Source organism: Donghicola sp. XS_ASV15, assembly GCF_041224595.1.
Taxonomy (GTDB): Bacteria; Pseudomonadota; Alphaproteobacteria; order Rhodobacterales; family Rhodobacteraceae; genus Donghicola.
In genome coordinates this window covers 195,495-210,465 of the sequence record NZ_JBGFGN010000162.1, presented here as the reverse complement: position 1 = coordinate 210,465, position 14,971 = coordinate 195,495, and the positions used below count along the sequence as shown (strand labels likewise).

The following is a 14,971-nucleotide window of genomic DNA, read 5'->3' as shown; positions in this document are numbered from 1 at the left end:
CCCCAGCCAAAAGCACACTCAGTGGCTGTCTTTTCCAACAGCATTCCCACGGCACCCTTTCAGGAAATCGAGGTCAGCACCAGTGTCAGCACCTTGCACATGTGTCTGATGCAGCCATGCATACCCGCTGCCGGCCTGCTCATGCGCAGGGTGCCACGCGGCCAGACGGGCGGCCATCTCTTCCTCGGAAATATCGACGTGCAAACGACGGTTTGGCACGTCCATCTCGATCATGTCCCCGTCGCGGATCACCGCCAGAGGCCCCCCTGCCGCCGCCTCGGGCGAGGTGTGCAGGACCACGGTCCCATAGGCCGTACCCGACATACGCGCGTCCGAAATGCGCACCATATCGGTGATGCCTTTCTTCAGAACCTTTGGCGGCAGACCCATGTTTCCGACCTCTGCCATGCCAGGATAACCCTTGGGACCGCAATTTTTCAGCACCATCACGCAGGTCTCGTCGATATCCAGATCCGGATCGTTGATCTTGGCTTTGTAGTCATCGATATCCTCGAACACGACAGCGCGCCCGCGGTGCTGCAAGAGGTTCGGGCTCGCCGCCGATGGCTTCAGTACCGCGCCATTTGGCGCGAGGTTGCCTTTCAGAACAGCGATGCCGCCTTGATCGGTCAGGGCCTTGTCCAGTGGCACGATCACATCTTCGTTGTGATTGACGACGTCCTTGACCTCGTCCCAGATTGTTTCACCAGAGACGGTCAGAGCCTCTTTGTGAAGCTGGTCGCCCTCGCCCAAGCGTTTCAGGACCACAGGCAGACCGCCCGCGTAAAAGAACTCTTCCATCAGGTATTCACCTGACGGCATAAGGTTCACAATCGTCGCCACATCTCGACCGCAGCGGTCCCAGTCGTCCAGCGTCAGATCAACGCCAACACGGCCTGCGACCGCCAGCAAGTGGATCACGGCATTTGTCGAGCCGCCAATTGCACCGTTGCAGCGGATTGCGTTCTCAAAGGCCTCTTTGGTCATAATATCCGAAGGCTTCAAATCGTCCTTGACCATCTGCACAATGCGGCGGCCCGAAAGCTGCGCCATCACGCGGCGGCGGCTGTCCACCGCTGGAATGGCCGCGTTGCCGGACAGGGCCATACCCAGAGCTTCGGCCATCGAGGCCATCGTGCTCGCCGTCCCCATGGTGTTGCAGGTGCCAGAGGAGCGCGACATGCTCTGCTCCGCCTCTAGGAAGTCTTCTTGGGTCATCTCTCCGGCTTTCACCGCCTCGGAGAATTTCCAGAGATGCGTTCCGCTGCCAACGCGTTCCCCACGGAAATAGCCGTTCAACATCGGCCCGCCGGTCACAACGATGGACGGGATATCACAGGAGGCAGCCGCCATCATCAGGCTTGGGGTCGTCTTGTCACAGCCGACCAGAAGAACCGCGCCATCAATGGGCTGCCCGCGAATGGTTTCCTCGATCGACAGGGCGGCAAGGTTGCGGAACATCATCGCCGTGGGGCGGAAGGTGTTTTCCGACGCGCTAAACACGGGTACTTCAACCGGAAAGCCCCCAGCCTCCCAGATGCCGGCTTTCACCTTTTCCGACAGCTCGCGCAGGTGGCCGTTACAGGGGGTCAGGTCCGACCATGTATTCAGGATGCCGATAATCGGGCGTCCGTCGAACAGATCGTGCGGGTATCCTTGGTTCTTCATCCAGCCGCGGTGATAGATCGTGTCCCGCGAATTGCCCGCGTACCATTCCTGCGAGCGCAGACGACGGGGCCAAGGGGCGGGCGTAAACTTTGTCGACATGGGGTCAGCTCCGGAGCGTTAGAGAGTGCGGGTGGTGATGAGGCCGCAATCGGCCTGCGTCTGCAGTGCGTTGCACAGGGGCGCGCCAAACGCGGGCGCGCTGATTTCAAACACATCGCCATCTTCGGTTTTCACACCAGCCCCGAAGGACAAAGTGGCGGTGCCGAACATGTGGACGTGCAGATCCCCTGCCCGCCGGAACGGCGCATATTTGAAATGGTGGTGTTCAAGGTTCGCGATGGTGTGGGACATGTTGTCCTCGCCCGACACGAAGGGCTGATCAAAGATCACCTCGCCCGCGCGCAGGATGCGGCTGCGGCCCTCAATGTGGCGGGGCAGATCGCCAACCAGAAGCTCGGGACCAAAGGATGCCGGACGCAGTTTCGAATGAGCGAGGAACAGATAGTTGATCCGTTCGGTCACGTGATCCGAGAATTCGTTCGACAGGGTAAAGCCAATGCGGTTGGGCGTGCCGTCCGCTCCGATCAGGTAGAAGCCCGCGATCTCGGGTTCCTCCCCGCCGTCTAGCGCAAAACCGGGGCTCAGCAGCGGATCGCCGGGGGCGACAGCCTCGGTGCCCGGCCCTTTGTAGAACCATTCGGGCTGCGCGCCGACCGCACCATCCGCGGGCTTGCCGCCCTCGACACCCATTTGGAACATTTTCATGGAGTCGGACACATCTTCGGTGGCCGCTGCGTGCATCGCGTTGCGGGTCGAGGCGGACCCAAGGTGGGTCAATCCCGTGCCGCACAGGTACATCCGCGCAGGTTCGGGATGGCGGACGGGGACATCGAGCTTGCCCTCGGATGCCAAAGCCGCCACGTCGACATGCTCCCCGCCTTCGGGGATCACATCGGCGATCTTGCAGCCCTTGTTTACGGCCAGTTCGGCCAAGCCGTAAACGGTTTTGATCGCGGGGATCAGGCGGGCGTCGTCGCCATTGCGGACGATCACACCACCGGCTTTGAGTTCGGACAAATGCATGATCTTAGGCCTGCTTCTGTTTGTTGTAGACGTCGAAGACAACAGCAGCCAAGAGCACGAGGCCTTTGATCATCTGCTGGTAATCGATCCCGATGCCAAGGATGGACATGCCGTTGTTCAGAACGCCCATGATAAAGGCCCCGACCACAGCGCCCACGATCTTGCCCGAGCCGCCGGACATCGACGCACCGCCGATAAAGACCGCTGCGATCACGTCCAGCTCCATGCCGAAGCCGGCCTTGGGGGTCGCGGTGTTCAGACGCGCCGCAAAGATCAGGCCCGCAATCGCCGCCAGAACGCCCATGTTCACAAAGGCAAAGAAGGTCAGGCGTTCGGTTTTGATCCCCGAGAGCTTTGCAGCCTTCTCGTTGCCGCCAAGGGCATAGATGCGGCGGCCAATCACGGTTTTTTCGGTCACAAAGGCGTAGAAGACGATGAGGATGCCCATGGTCAGCAGCACGTTCGGCAGGCCGCGGAAGGTCGCCAGCTTGAATGATAGGAAGATCAGCGCGCCAAGGACGATGATATTCCGGCCCCAGAAAAATGCGCTGGGTTCGCCGTCGATCCCATAGGCTTTGCCCCGTGCGCGTTGGCGCAGACCGAGCCACACGATGACCATGGCAGCGATGACACCGACCGACAGGCTCAGGACATTGAAGTTGCGTGACCCGACGAGTTCAGCAATCGGCGCGGTGGTTTCACGGCTGAAGAAGTCGCCGATGAAGCCGGTCGACAGGACTTGGAAGCTTTGGGGGAACGGACCCACGGATTGCCCTTCGAGCAGCCACAGGGACGCCCCACGGAACACAAGCATGCCCGCCAACGTCGCAATAAAGCTGGGAATTTTCCAATAGGCCACCCAGTAGCCCTGCGCCGCGCCGATGACGCCGCCCAAGGTGACGCAGACCGGGATGGTCACCCACACGGGCATGTCCCAATTCACGATCATCACCGCCGCCAAGGCCCCGATAAAGCCCATGACGGACCCCACGGACAGGTCGATATGCCCCGCCACAATGACGATCAGCATCCCCAACGCCATCACGATGATGTAGCTGTTTTGCAAGAACAGGTTGGTGATGTTGACGGGCCGCATCAGCGTGCCGTCCGTCATAATCTGGAAAAACGCCATGATCGCGATCAGCGCGAACAAGAGGCCGTAGTCTTTCATATGTGCTGAAAGATAGGATTTTAAACCGTTGTTTTGGCTCGTCATTCCGGTGTTCCCTTATTCCGTGACGATGAGCGACATGATGCGCTCTTGGGTGGCCTCGGCAGCTGGCATTTCGCCGACGAAGGCCCCTTCGTTCATGACGTAGATGCGATCGCACATGCCCAGTAGCTCGGGCATTTCAGAGCTGATCATCACGACACCTTTGCCTTGGGCGGACAGCTCGTTGATGATCGCGTAGATTTCGTATTTGGCGCCCACGTCGATGCCCCGCGTAGGCTCGTCGAGGATCAAAACCTCTGGTTCAGTGAACAGCCACTTGCCAAGGACGACCTTCTGCTGGTTGCCGCCCGACAGGTTTCCGACTTTCTGGAAAACGCTGGGGGTGCGGGTGCGCAGGGCTTTGCGATAGTACTCGGCGGCCTTGGTTTCCTCGTTCGGGTTCAACACACCCTTGGCCGAGACCTCTTCAAGGTTGGCCAGCGTGGTGTTGAACTGGATCGTTTCGTCCAGCACGAGCCCCAGCGATTTGCGATCCTCGGTCACGTAAGCCAAGCCGCCGTTGATGGCGCGGTCCACGGTGGAGACATCCATCGCGCTGCCCCGAAGTTTCGCGGTGCCGCTGATGTTGCGCCCCCAACTCTGGCCAAAGATTGACATGGCCAATTCGGTGCGACCCGAGCCCATGACCCCCGCAATCCCGACGACTTCGCCCGCGCGGACGTTAAAGCTGATGTCCTTGATCACCTGACGTTCCGAGTGTTCGGGGTGCCAGACGTTCCAGCCTTCGACCTCGAGCAGCAGATCGCCAGCGCGGCGTTCGCGGTCCGGATAGCGGTTGGACATATCGCGGCCCACCATGTCACGGACAATGTCATCTTCGGACAATCCGGCCTTGGCGTCCAAGGTCGAGACGGTCATGCCATCGCGAATAACTGTCACACTATCAGCGACATAGCGGACTTCATTCAACTTGTGGCTGATGATGATGCAGGTGACACCCTGCGCCTTCAGCTCCAGCATCAGATCAAGCAGCTTGCGGCTGTCATTCTCTTGCAAGGCCGCTGTCGGCTCGTCTAGGATCAGCAAGCGCACGTCTTTGGCCAAGGCTTTCGCGATCTCGACCAGCTGCTGTTTGCCCACGCCGATCTTGTCGACCTGTGTGCCAGGTGAATCCTTTAGCCCGACCTTTTTCAAGAGCTGCTCGGTCTCCTGAAAGGTTTCGTGCCAGTTCATGACGCCCTTTTGGGCGCGCTCGTTGCCGATGAACAGGTTCTCTGCGATCGACAGTTCGGGCACCAGAGCAAGCTCTTGGTGGATAATCACGATGCCGCGGTCCTCGCTGTCGCGCAGGGTGCGGAACTCGGCCAACTGGCCGTCATAATGGATTTCGCCGTCATAGCTGCCTGCGGGATACACGCCCGACAGCACCTTCATCAGGGTGGACTTGCCTGCGCCATTCTCGCCGCAGATGGCGTGGATTTCCCCTTCGGCCACCTGCAGGTTCACGCGGTCCAGCGCTTTGACACCGGGAAATTCCTTGGTGATCTCTCGCATTTCGAGAAGGATCGACATGAGGCTGATTCTCGTCTGTGGGAATTGTATAAAAAAGGCCGCCCACACCCGAGGACGCAGGCGGCCAGACCCTTGGGAGGTATTACTTGATCTGGTCTTCGGTGTAGTAACCCGAGCCGATCAGCACCTCTTCCCAGTTGCTGGCATCGACCGGAACCGGCTCCAGCAGGTAGGAAGGCACAACTTTGACGCCGTTGTCATAGGTGCTGGTGTCGTTGATTTCGGGCTCTGCATCGTTCAGCACCGCTTCGACCATGCCAACAGTCACACGGGCCAGTTCGCGGGTGTCTTTGAAGACGGTCGCGTACTGCTCGCCCGCGAGGATCGACTTGACCGAGGGGATTTCGGCGTCCTGACCGGAGACGATCGGCATCTTCAGATCGCCCGAGCCATAGCCAACGCCCTTGAGCGAGGACAGAATGCCGATCGACAGACCGTCATAGGGCGACAGAACGCCGTGGACTTCTTTGTCAGTGTAGTTGGCGGACAGGATGTTATCCATGCGCGCCTGAGCAACCGCACCATCCCAACGCAGGGTGCCCACTTTGTCCATGCCCATCTGGCCGGACTGGATCACGATCTCGCCGCTGTCGATCATCGGCTGCAGAACGCTCATCGCGCCGTCGTAGAAGAAGTAGGCGTTGTTGTCGTCAGGCGAGCCGCCGAACAGTTCGACGTTATAAGGGCCATCGCCAAAGCGCTCTTTCAGGCCGTCAACAACGCTGGTCGCCTGCTGCACGCCGACTTTGAAGTTGTCAAAGGTCGCATAGTAGCTGACGTCACCGGAATCACGGATCAGGCGGTCATAGGCGATCACGTCGATGTCCGACGCGGCTGCGTTCGCCAGCGCGTTCGACAGAGTGGTGCCGTCGATGGCTGCGATGACCAGAACGTCCACACCTTTGGTGATCATGTTCTCGATCTGCGCCAACTGGTTGGGGATGTCATCCTCTGCGTACTGCAGGTCGGTTTCGTAGCCCGCGGCCTGAAACTGTTCGACCATCGAGTTGCCGTCCGAGATCCAGCGCGACGACGACTTGGTGGGCATGGAGATGCCAACGGTGCCTTTGTCTGCGGCGTCAGCGGCAGCTGCAAATGCAACGGCAGAGATCGCGAGCGCACCCGCGAATTTCATGAATTTCATTTTGTATCCTCCCTGTGGGTGCGTCCTCCTGCACCCCTGTCGACCTTTTGGCCGTGCCCAAAACCGTAGAGAGGCGTGACATACCATTCAAATACCAATACAAGTATTCTGCATTCCAATATTGGTAAGTAACTGATGGACTACCTGATGAATTTGCGGCCCGCACAGGCGCGGCTGATTGCGGCAGTGGCGTCGCACGGACAATTGCAGGTCGCCGCCGGCGTTTGCCAGATGACCCAGCCTGCGGCCTCGCGCATGTTGGCCGAGATCGAAAAGAACCTGTCCACCAAACTCTTTGACCGCACGCCCAAGGGGATGGAGCCGACACCCGCAGGTTGGGTGATGGTCCGCCATGCCGAACGCATCACGAACGACCTCTGGAAAATGTCGCAGGAATTCAATGACCTGAAGGACGGCTTAGGTGGGACTGTGCGGGTCGGAGCAGTGACCGGCCCTGCCCTTGGCCAGCTGGTTCCCGCGATCCAGAAATTGAAGTCCGACGCGCCGGGGGTCGAAATTTCGGTGGAGGTGGCGCCATCTGTGCAGTTGATCCAAGCGCTAGATCGCGGTGATCTGGATTTCGTTCTGGGGCGGGTCCCAGCCTCGGCCGACTGGCGGGATTTCGCGGTAGAGATTGCCCAAGACGAAGTGGTGCGACTGCTGGTCCGCGATGGTCATCCGCTGCTGTGTCAGGCCCCCGTAGACATGGCCGCGCTGGAAAACTTGCCGTGGATTTTGCAGGACCGCGGCACCCCGATCCGCGCCGCTATCGAAACAGCCTTTGCCGAAGAGGGGCTGCATTCCCCAAAAGATGTGATCACGACCTCGTCGCTTCTGGTGATCGTTGCGTTGGTCAGCCAGTCCGACGCTGTTGCCCCCATGTCCCAAGAGGTTCTGGACATGATGCTGGAACCCCCCGTGTCCGCGAATTTCCAAAAGCTTGCCCTGACCCGCCCCGTCACTGTCGTGCCCTATCAGATCGTCACCAAACGCCACCGCGTCCTGCCAGCGGCGGCGATGACGCTCCTCAATCTGGTGCGCCACAGAATTCTGGGGTTGCCGTCACACTGAGACCGACGCCTAGCAGCATTGACCAACATTTCAGCGAGGCTTTTGTGGCAACGCTATCGACGTGCTGCACGCCCGATCCGCTGCGCGGCTATTATCGATCATGAGGACATTCTGACAGCAAAAGACAGCTTCACTGGGCAAGAACTAGCATTTCGGGGCAAATCTCAGGGAGATGTGGCGGACAGTGAGGGATTCGAACCCTCGAGACGGTTCCCCGCCTACACACTTTCCAGGCGTGCGCCTTCGACCACTCGGCCAACTGTCCAGTGCGCACCCTTATATCCACACATTCGGCGGCTGCAACACCGAATTTCAATCGAGATGAAGGTTTATCCGACGGTTCTGGCGACCTTTTTTCTCGACCTTGCCAATCCGGACAGATCCGATCTCTGAGGTCGAGCGCACGTGGGTGCCGCCGCAGGGCTGTAGATCAACTTGTTCGCTCGTGTCACCGATCCGAACCAGACGCACCCTGCCCGTTCCACGCGGCGGTTTGACAGACATCGTCTTCACCAAGCCGGGGTTCGCATCCAGATCCTCGTCACTGATCCATTGGGTCGACACGATCAAATCTCGCGCGATCAGGCCGTTCAAGGTGTCCTCGATGTCTTGCTTGTTTCCTGGGGCGTCTTCCATGTCAAAATCGAGCCGGCCCTTTTGTTCGCCAATCGAGCCACCCGTCACAGGCAAAGGCACAACAACGGACAACAAGTGCAATGCTGTATGCACGCGCATGTGGTGATGGCGACGCTCCCAGTCCAATTTTTGGTGAACAACCGTCCCGATAGCGGGCAGCTTAGAGGGTTCGCCGGGCACGAGGATAATCTCTTGCCCCTCGCCTTTGATCGTGGTCGCGATCTCGATCTGGCCGCCATCCCACGTCAGAATTCCGCTGTCACCGGGTTGGCCGCCGCCAGTTGGATAGAACACAGTTTGGTCCAGTACGATGCCGCCCTCGTCCGTCAAGCGGGTCACATTCGCATCAGCCGAGCGCAAGTACGCGTCGTCGCGGAACAGAGGATCTGTCATTCATCAGCTCCATTGTCAGAAACGTCCGGCAGGCCCGCTGCCGGTTGGTGGGTCGGTGTGTCGTCCGCCGGCACGGGCTGCGCGCTGGGGGCCCCGCGCATCCAGAGGTCACGCTGCGGGAACGGAATCTCAATCTGCTCTTCGGCAAAGCGCTTGGCAATGGCGTGGTTGAAGTCTGAACTCACGTTGAGCACCCAGTTCACATCACGAATGATCGCACGGATTTCAAAGTCCATCGAGCTGTCCCCGAATCCCTTGAAATAGATAAAGGGCGGTGGTTGTAGCAGAACCATTGGATGTTCTTTGGCAATATCCATCAAGATTTCTTCGACTTTGTGTGTGTCGCTGCCATAGGCCACGCCAACCGGAACAATCACGCGCCCAATCGTATTCCCACGCGTCCAGTTCGTGACCTTGCCGCTCACCAGATCCGAGTTCGGGACGATCACATCCGTGCGGTCAAAGGTCTCGATCCGTGTTGAGCGGACCGAAATAGAGCGCACGTAGCCCATCTCGCCGCCCACCTCGATCCAATCGCCTTCGGAAATCGGGCGTTCGATCAGCAGGATGATACCGGACACAAAGTTTGAAACGATGGTCTGCAGGCCGAAACCGATCCCGACCGACAAGGCACCGGCGACGATGGCCAGATTGGACAGGTCTATGCCAGCAGCACCGACCGCCGCCATCGCCGCGCAAAAGACGCCGACATAGCCCATGCCGGATACCATCGCGTTCCGACCCCCAAGGTCTAGGCGGGTTTTCGGTAGGATTGAGGTTTTCAGTGCGCGTTGCAGCAACCGTGTCAGGCCGTAGCCGATGACGAAAACCACGGCAAAGCTGATGAAATCCGTGGGCGATATATTGGTATCGCCTACCGTGTAGCCCGCTCGAAACCGCGCCCACAGCTCGGTCAGATCTGAGATCCGAGCACCCCAGATGAGTGCCAGAACCGGCAGCAGGCCAAGCGCCAGCAGGTACCCCAAGAGCACGGGCAACAGCGCGTCGTCGGCGTTTTCGGGTTGCGTCGAGAGCATCGCATAAAGATCGCGGATGAACTGTTGCAGAACCACGTAGATGCCATACAGCGCAATTGAGCCGACCATCGGGTACAGCAGACCTTCGGCCGCATTTCGGTAGCCCACCGCTGCAATAATAGGTGCAAGAATGGCCGCTAAGCCCATGATCCGAAGCGATATCTGCGCGACGTTTGATGCCGTCCCATCGCTCTCTTCGGACTCGCTTTTTATGCTGTGGCGTAGGGTATTAACCAAATGCAGCAGGGTTAGCGCCGTCACCAGCAGGATCGGGAAAATCAGAACGGCCGTCACCCCGACCGAGAATTGCTCTCGGTTGGCGACGTCATTCACCAAGAAATCTGCCGCAAGGCATACCCCAAGCGCAATGCTGCTGCGCCGCACCTTTTTGCGCTTTTCCAGCGGAATCGAGGTAATGGCACGGAAATCCCCGCTGGGGAACAGCTGCCCCGACAGCCAGCCCGCAAACATGATCACGCCCACATAAAGCAGCATGTCCGACAGCAGCGCAGTCCCCCGCGCGCCTGTCAGTTGCAGCACCTGTAGCCCAGAGACGATCATCGCCACCCCAAGCACGGGCACAATCACCTTGCCAAGCGAGATGAGCAGGCTCCAAACACCCGGCCCACGTCTAATCCGATGCCAGATTGTTGTGACCAGCGCCTCGATCCAGTCGGGCGCGCGGGTAAGAAACAAAACCCCGACAAGAATGAACAAGATCGCAGGAAGCACATCTTCGCGGGCGTCGTTCAGGCGGTTGCTATCCGTAAAGACGTCTCGGGCCTCTTGGACCAGCGCGCTGCCATAACTGATCAGCGCTTTGCCAGTCTCGCTCCACATCACTGGATTGAGCGGCGTCGGTCCCAATGAAAACAGCCGCTCTGCTTGTTCACGGCGAATGATTTGGTCGATTTCTGCGATCAGACCATCTGCTTGCCGGTAGGCTTCATCGGCCTTTACACGAGGAACTTCAGCCTCTTGCAGCTGATTGTTCAAGTCCTCGCGGCGCTCTGCGATGGCTTGGGGTTCTGTTTCGCCTTCGGCGGGGCGTTCTCCCAAAGCGCTGATCTGCGCCTTGAGCGTGTCAATGCGCTCGCTGTTTGAGTCTTGCGCAGCTTGGAACTGATTTCGGAAATCGGAAATCTGGCTGCGTAGGCTTTCGAGAGCGTCGACATCGTTCGGGGCGGCCTCAATGGCGGCCTCGACATCTTGAGTTAGACTGTTCCACGCATCGTAATTCACCCCGTCGGCCTGCGCGAGCGCCGCAAAGGGAACCAATGTTATGAAAACGGCGGCCCAGAGGAGCCGCCGCAACATCGTAAAGGCCTTAGTTGTCAACAAAGACACCCGGGATGCTCTTGGGACCGACGCTCATCCAATCCGGCAGGGGCAGACCCTTTTCCTTGAGGAAGCTGGGGTTGAAAAGCTTGGACTGGTAGCGGGTGCCATAGTCACACAGGATGGTCACGATGGTGTGGCCCGGTCCCATCTCCTTGGCCATGCGGATCGCGCCAGCGATGTTGATGCCGGAGCTGCCGCCAAGGCACAGGCCCTCTTCGGACAAGGTGTCAAAGACGATGGGCAGCGCCTCTTCGTCGGGGATCTGATAGGCCATGTCGGGGGCAAAGCCTTCGAGATTCGCGGTAATGCGCCCCTGCCCGATGCCTTCGGTGATCGAGCCACCTTCGGACTTCAACTCGCCGCTGGTGTAGAAGCTATAAAGCGCCGCGCCCATGGGATCAGCCAAGCCGATCTTGACGCCCTTGGGCTGCAGGGCCTCTGCCACGCCCGCCAGAGTTCCACCAGAGCCAACAGCGCAGACGAAACCATCGACCTTGCCGCCAGTCTGCTCCCAGATTTCGGGGCCGGTGGTTTCCACGTGGGCGCGCTTGTTGGCGACGTTGTCGAACTGGTTGGCCCAGATCGCGCCGTGCTTTTCGGACTTGGCCAGTTCCTCGGCCAGACGGCCCGAGTAGCGGACGTAGTTGTTCGGGTTGCGATAAGGCGCTGCGGGCACCTGCACCAGTTCTGCGCCCGCCAAGCGGATCATGTCCTTTTTTTCCTGAGACTGGGTCTCGGGGATGACAATCACAGTGCGGAAGCCCATGGAGGCGCCCACCAGCGCCAGACCGATGCCGGTGTTGCCAGCGGTGCCCTCGACAATGGTGCCGCCGGGCTCCAGCAGGCCTTTTTCCAGCGCGTCCTTGATGATGTAGAGCGCGGCGCGGTCCTTGACCGACTGGCCGGGGTTCATGAACTCACATTTGCCCAGAATCGTGCACCCGGTCTCTTCGCTGGCCTTCTTCAGCTTGATCAGAGGGGTGTTCCCGATGGCTCCGGCCAGATCCTGTGCAATTCGCATCATGCGCCCTTTCTCGTGTTACAGCGACATGAATATGGGTGTCTGTGGGCGAACTCAACCCGTCTGGCGCAATCGATCACGTGCTCGTGCCAACCACAGGGCCAAAAGGCATGTGGGCTGGGTGCTGATCCCATCGTTGTCGACCATCTCCATCAGCTCTGCATAGCTGCAAAGATGGGTGCGGATATCTTCTGCTTCGGCCTCTTCGCCGCCGACACCGACGATGTCATCGGGCAAATCAGCGATCCCAACGAACAAGTGGTAATATTCGCTGGAACAGCCCGGCGACGGATAGCCGCGATTGACGGGAAGCAATTTAGAAATCTCCAGCCGCGCCTCTTCACGGGTTTCACGTTCGGCGGCCTCGATCGCGGTTTCGCCCGGATCAATGCGTCCTGCGACAGGTTCGAGCGCCCAACAATGCGGGTCGCCGCGGAAATACGGGCCAGCGCGAAACTGTTCGACCAAGAGAACACGGTCCCGTACCGGGTCATAAGGCAGAACAATCACCGCATCGGCGGCCATAAATGTGGCACGGTTGACCACTTGGCTCGGGGTGCCATCGTGGCGGGTGAAGGACAAATCGTGCTCATCGACCGCGAAATAGTTCGCATAAGGGATCATGCGTTTGTGGCTGGTCACATTAGCGGCATTGAGGCCCGAGGGTGTCATTGCGCTGGGGTGCGCCTGTGCGTCGGCATAGGCCGCAGCACGCATCCGGATCGTCCCGAAGCGCGCACCGACGTCTTTGGGGTCTTCGTTGCCATAAGAGAGCATGACCTCTTCTGCGGCGCGCATCGAAATGACGGCCCACTTGTCGATCCAGTCCTGCAGCTCCCAAAGAGCGCCTGCCTGATAAAGTTGGCGCGAGGCGATATAACAGCTCGCCATCAGCTTGGTGTCGCAGGTATGGACCAGCACATCGGCGCGGTTGTACCCGAAGGCTTGCTCGTAGAAGTCGAGGCGGTCGCGCTGTCGTTCCGTTAAATTTCTGAGCAATAGCCCGTGCGTCAGCCCGCCCTCTTGGGCACTGATCATGGGGAAGCTTTCACCCGCGGCCCAGTGGACCGCGAATTCGGGGATTTTGGCGGGGTATGCTTCTACCGGTCCCCCGGTGATCAATTCCAAAAGCGGTTTATGGCGTAACGTCCCATAAACGAAAAGGTCGCACATTCATCATCTCCATCGGCGCTCCGCAGCTTCGGCCCCCAAACCGGACAATACCGCCCCCATGAAGACGGGCAGGATCGCTACAGTTGCGGAAATCGCCAAAAAGTCGGTTATTCCAATTTTTAAAGCAGCTAGGAGTGCTTCTAAAGCATGATCGTAAAATTTTCTAAATGCCCGATTTAGCATTTCCCTAAATGCCAAAGAGAAGACGACGAGCATTAGGGTTACAAATCCACCGCTGATCCCCGCCGCTGCTGCCCGTGCCCAGCCATGCCCAACGCGGTTTCCGACAAGCTTCCAACCGACAATTGCGCCGAGTAGTGCATTATACTCGATGAAAAATGCAAAGTGCTTCAGGCTCTCTCGGAGCCCGCGCAATTCGAGTGCCAATATGATCCCGGTTCCCGCCATGAAGATTGCAGCAATGAGACGGGCGGCTGTGGGCATTCTTAAGAAGGTCTTTCAATTGTCATCTGCGTTACATCGCAGATACCCCCTCGGAACGCGCCAGCGCAAGCGGTCAAATAAAAGTTCCACATACGGCGGAAGCGGTCATCAAAGCCCAACTCGGAGACCTGATCCCAGCGTGCATTGAAGTCTTCGTGCCAGCGGCGCAGGGTTTGACTGTAGCTTTCTCCGAACTCAAATGTTTCTTTGACGTGCAAACCAGCGCCTTCGACTTCCTCGCGCAGGACGCGCGGGGACGGCAGCATTCCCCCCGGGAATATGTATTTTTGAATGAAATCTACGCCTTTTTTATAGGTGTCCCAGCGTTTGTCTTCGATGAGAATAATTTGCAGCGTCGCGGCTGCGCCGGGCTTCAGGCAATTCCGCACAGTCTTGAAGTAGTCAGGCCAGTATTTCTCCCCGACCGCTTCAAACATCTCGATGCTCGCGACGCCATCATAGGTCCCTTTCTCATCCCTGTAGTCCTGTAGTTTGAGTGTCACCCGATCCGAGAGACCGGCCTCTGCGATCCGCTTTTCAGCGTAAGCGAGCTGCTCTTTGCTGATGGTCAATCCTGTAACTTTTAGTCCACGTTCTTTGGCAGCATATTCGGCAAAGCCACCCCAGCCGCAGCCGATCTCCAGCACATGATCGCCGGGCTGGACGCCCATGCGATCGACCATGGACGCGTACTTTTGAGTTTGCGCAGCGGCAAGATCCTCTTGCCCATTCTCGAAAATCGCCGAGGAGTAGGTCATCGTTTCGTCCAGCCACAGGCCGTAGAAGTCGTTCCCAAGATCATAATGATAGGAAATGTTTTTCTTAGCCTGACGTTTCGTATTCGACTGCAGCCAGAAACGGAATTTTTCCAATGCCCGAACAAGAGATTGCCCCGGGAACCCGTCATATACAGATTCTTGTTGGTCGTGAATCAAATCCATGAAGGCCTGAAGGTCCGGACTGCTCCACCAACCATCCAAATAAGAATCACAAAAACCCAGATCACCCTCGCGGATCAGGCGGCTGAACACGTCCGGATGATGTATCACGATCTCTGCGACCGGACCGGGAAGCTGGCCTTCGCACCGAAAGACCCGACCATCTTCGAGCCGGATATCCAAGCGCCCTGCCCGCATCCCTTCCATCATCGACAGGACCGAGGTCAAATAACGCGGCAAGTCAGCTTGCCCTTTGGTTTCTGTCAGGATCATGGA

12 protein-coding genes and 1 tRNA gene are annotated in these 14,971 nt (G+C 58.7%); 1 reads left to right on the top strand and 12 read right to left on the bottom strand.

Annotated elements, in window-relative coordinates:
* Positions 1–18 precede the first annotated feature (18 nt).
* The 5 genes from araD to chvE all read right to left on the bottom strand — a co-directional run bounded on the left by araD (position 19) and on the right by chvE (position 6,641).
* Positions 19–1,767 carry an L-arabinonate dehydratase gene (araD, locus tag AB9K37_RS17440; protein ID WP_369841091.1) on the bottom strand — a complete coding sequence of 583 codons (1,749 nt, stop codon included), beginning with the start codon at positions 1,765–1,767 and terminating at the stop codon, positions 19–21.
* Between the two features lie 18 nt (positions 1,768–1,785).
* The gene (gene araD1, locus AB9K37_RS17435) at positions 1,786–2,751 is read right to left on the bottom strand and encodes an AraD1 family protein (protein WP_369841088.1); all 966 of its coding nucleotides are present in this window, start codon (positions 2,749–2,751) and stop codon (positions 1,786–1,788) included.
* A 4-nt stretch (positions 2,752–2,755) separates the two neighbouring features.
* Entirely contained in the window at positions 2,756–3,967 is a 1,212-nt protein-coding gene (gene mmsB, locus AB9K37_RS17430) for a multiple monosaccharide ABC transporter permease (RefSeq protein ID WP_369841086.1), read from the bottom strand.
* A 12-nt stretch (positions 3,968–3,979) separates the two neighbouring features.
* Positions 3,980–5,497 carry a multiple monosaccharide ABC transporter ATP-binding protein gene (mmsA, locus tag AB9K37_RS17425; RefSeq protein WP_369841083.1) on the bottom strand — a complete coding sequence of 506 codons (1,518 nt, stop codon included), beginning with the start codon at positions 5,495–5,497 and terminating at the stop codon, positions 3,980–3,982.
* An 82-nt stretch (positions 5,498–5,579) separates the two neighbouring features.
* Positions 5,580–6,641: a multiple monosaccharide ABC transporter substrate-binding protein gene (chvE, locus tag AB9K37_RS17420; RefSeq protein WP_369841081.1), complete on the bottom strand. Its 1,062-nt coding sequence runs from the start codon at positions 6,639–6,641 to the stop codon at positions 5,580–5,582.
* Between the two features lie 135 nt (positions 6,642–6,776).
* Here chvE and AB9K37_RS17415 point away from each other — a divergent pair, with 135 nt between their 5' ends.
* Entirely contained in the window at positions 6,777–7,712 is a 936-nt protein-coding gene (locus AB9K37_RS17415; RefSeq protein ID WP_369841079.1) for a LysR family transcriptional regulator, read from the top strand.
* A 175-nt stretch (positions 7,713–7,887) separates the two neighbouring features.
* On the opposite strand, the gene AB9K37_RS17410 is transcribed toward AB9K37_RS17415, so the two are convergent.
* From AB9K37_RS17410 to AB9K37_RS17380, 7 genes are all read right to left on the bottom strand, one after another.
* A tRNA-Ser gene (locus AB9K37_RS17410) sits at positions 7,888–7,977 on the bottom strand.
* Positions 7,978–8,024: 47 nt separating this feature from the next.
* A complete protein-coding gene (locus AB9K37_RS17405; protein ID WP_369841076.1) occupies positions 8,025–8,741 on the bottom strand; it encodes an alanyl-tRNA editing protein in 717 nt (238 codons plus the stop codon).
* The gene (locus AB9K37_RS17400; protein ID WP_369841073.1) at positions 8,738–11,125 is read right to left on the bottom strand and encodes a DUF3772 domain-containing protein; all 2,388 of its coding nucleotides are present in this window, start codon (positions 11,123–11,125) and stop codon (positions 8,738–8,740) included. The genes AB9K37_RS17405 and AB9K37_RS17400 overlap by 4 nt, the downstream gene beginning before the upstream one ends.
* Positions 11,106–12,140 carry a cysteine synthase A gene (locus AB9K37_RS17395; protein WP_369841470.1) on the bottom strand — a complete coding sequence of 345 codons (1,035 nt, stop codon included), beginning with the start codon at positions 12,138–12,140 and terminating at the stop codon, positions 11,106–11,108. Before AB9K37_RS17395 ends, AB9K37_RS17400 begins: the two co-directional genes overlap by 20 nt.
* 54 nt (positions 12,141–12,194) lie before the next feature.
* Complete coding sequence (locus AB9K37_RS17390; protein WP_369841071.1) at positions 12,195–13,313, bottom strand: gamma-glutamylcyclotransferase; 1,119 nt, start codon at positions 13,311–13,313, stop codon at positions 12,195–12,197.
* A gap of 3 nt (positions 13,314–13,316) precedes the next feature.
* Positions 13,317–13,757, bottom strand: a complete 441-nt coding sequence (locus AB9K37_RS17385; RefSeq protein WP_369841069.1) for a TrgA family protein — start codon at positions 13,755–13,757, stop codon at positions 13,317–13,319.
* 2 nt (positions 13,758–13,759) lie between these two features.
* Complete coding sequence (locus AB9K37_RS17380) at positions 13,760–14,968, bottom strand: class I SAM-dependent methyltransferase (protein ID WP_369841067.1); 1,209 nt, start codon at positions 14,966–14,968, stop codon at positions 13,760–13,762.
* Between the last annotated feature and the right edge of the window lie 3 nt (positions 14,969–14,971).

Coding starts and splice junctions, on each gene's coding strand:
- araD (WP_369841091.1), bottom strand. CDS start 1,767: ATGTCGACAAAGTTTACGCCCGCCCCTTGGCCCCGTCGTCTGCGCTCG.
- araD1 (WP_369841088.1), bottom strand. CDS start 2,751: ATGCATTTGTCCGAACTCAAAGCCGGTGGTGTGATCGTCCGCAATGGC.
- mmsB (WP_369841086.1), bottom strand. CDS start 3,967: ATGACGAGCCAAAACAACGGTTTAAAATCCTATCTTTCAGCACATATG.
- mmsA (WP_369841083.1), bottom strand. CDS start 5,497: ATGTCGATCCTTCTCGAAATGCGAGAGATCACCAAGGAATTTCCCGGT.
- chvE (WP_369841081.1), bottom strand. CDS start 6,641: ATGAAATTCATGAAATTCGCGGGTGCGCTCGCGATCTCTGCCGTTGCA.
- AB9K37_RS17415 (WP_369841079.1), top strand. CDS start 6,777: ATGGACTACCTGATGAATTTGCGGCCCGCACAGGCGCGGCTGATTGCG.
- AB9K37_RS17405 (WP_369841076.1), bottom strand. CDS start 8,741: ATGACAGATCCTCTGTTCCGCGACGACGCGTACTTGCGCTCGGCTGAT.
- AB9K37_RS17395 (WP_369841470.1), bottom strand. CDS start 12,140: ATGCGAATTGCACAGGATCTGGCCGGAGCCATCGGGAACACCCCTCTG.
- AB9K37_RS17390 (WP_369841071.1), bottom strand. CDS start 13,313: ATGTGCGACCTTTTCGTTTATGGGACGTTACGCCATAAACCGCTTTTG.
- AB9K37_RS17385 (WP_369841069.1), bottom strand. CDS start 13,757: ATGCCCACAGCCGCCCGTCTCATTGCTGCAATCTTCATGGCGGGAACC.
- AB9K37_RS17380 (WP_369841067.1), bottom strand. CDS start 14,968: ATGATCCTGACAGAAACCAAAGGGCAAGCTGACTTGCCGCGTTATTTG.